At 35.2% G+C, this 1,559-nt stretch carries 1 protein-coding gene; it reads right to left on the bottom strand.

Features of this window, described 5'->3' with window-relative positions:
* A partial coding sequence (locus EKM69_RS12420; RefSeq protein ID WP_164505955.1) for a hypothetical protein occupies positions 1–1,559 on the bottom strand: 1,559 nt, incomplete at both ends.

Genomic DNA, 1,559 nt, shown 5'->3' with positions numbered 1-1,559 from the left:
AATAACAACAATGGTCTTAATAATAATGCATTCAATGCTAAGTTCAATAAGAACAATGGTAATGCAAGTAATAATTGTAATGGTAACCATAGAAGCAAGTCTAACAAGTCTTTAGCTAAGTTGAGAGCTAATTGTGTAAGGATTGTTCCTAAGACTGTCCATACAAGTTGTTTGAGTAAGTTATTTAGGATACCTAATGTTACTAGTGGTAATCCTGCTAATAATGCTAAGAGTCCTAGTGGAACTGTTAATAAGTTCAATCCAGGGATCAAGGCTGTTAATAATCCATTAAGGATCAATGGTAGTAACAATCCAAGTGCTAATAGTAAGAATGGTAGTCCACCGAATAATGCTCTGAGTAGTCCTACTAACAATCCTGCTAATACAGCTGGGATCAAGCTTGTTAATAAGTTCTTAACAAGGATAAATGGAATTGCGAGCAATCCTAACAATAGTTTTGCTAAGAATGTTCCGATAGCTGAAAGGATACCTAAGTTCAACCATCTTAGTGGGTTCAAGAATGTGATTACACCAAGCAATGGTAATAATAGTAAGAATGTTAATCCTGCTACTAATGCTGGAATAAGGAAGTCATTGAACAAGTCTCCTAGAATCTTGATTGGTAATAACAATAGTTTCAATCCGTTTAGAAGCAAGCTTGCTAAACCGATGAGGTTCATAGCTACCATGATCAAGTCTAAGAATGGAATCAAGTTTGGCAATGACAATAAGATCAATGCAATCAATGGGAAGTTAAGTCCTAATAGACCTAATGCCAATAGATTCAATAGACCTAATGCACCAAGCAATAATGCTAGTGGTAAGCCAAGAGCTAATAATAAGCCGATTCCGTTGATTAATAATGGCAATACTACTAAGTTGTTGAATGCTTTAAGTAGTAAGGCTGGAATTCCTACAAGATTGAACAATGTCAATGTATTAAATAATACTAATGGCAATGTCAATAATGTCATAACGATGTCTGAGATGATTCCGGCACCGATAGCTAATAATACTGATGTTAATGGTCTGATGAATAACCAGTATGGAATTGATAATAACAATCCGCCTAGTGTTAAGAAGTTAATCAAACCAGCTAACAATTTGAGTGGTAGTAGGATCAAGAAGTTGATTCCTGCTAATCCAGCTCTTAATAAGTGTAATAAGAATAGGATTGGGCCGACGACAGGGACTAATAATGAAATAGGTGCTAATAACAAGTTTGTTACGGCAGCTACTACAGAGATAGCCTTTGCGACTCCAAGTACTAAGTTAGTTAATCCAATAATGAATTGAAGTACTAATCTAGCACCTAATCTGAACAATCCTACAAAGAATCTGATCAAGTGTACGACTGCTCTGATTGTCCATTTAACTACTGTGTTGATGATCAATTGACTTACTAATGGTAATAATGCAAGACCTAATAGTAATGCTCCGATTAATAAGTTATTGATTAATGTTGTGATCAACCATGCATTGAATCCAATAAATGCATTCAAGCCAGCTAATAACAAGAAGTTCAATAATGCTGCACCTAATAAGATTGGTAATGCACC

It is taken from the genome of Companilactobacillus zhongbaensis (genome assembly GCF_003946515.1).
Classification (GTDB): domain Bacteria; phylum Bacillota; class Bacilli; order Lactobacillales; family Lactobacillaceae; genus Companilactobacillus; species Companilactobacillus zhongbaensis.
This window is presented reverse-complemented; position numbering and strand designations above follow the sequence as displayed.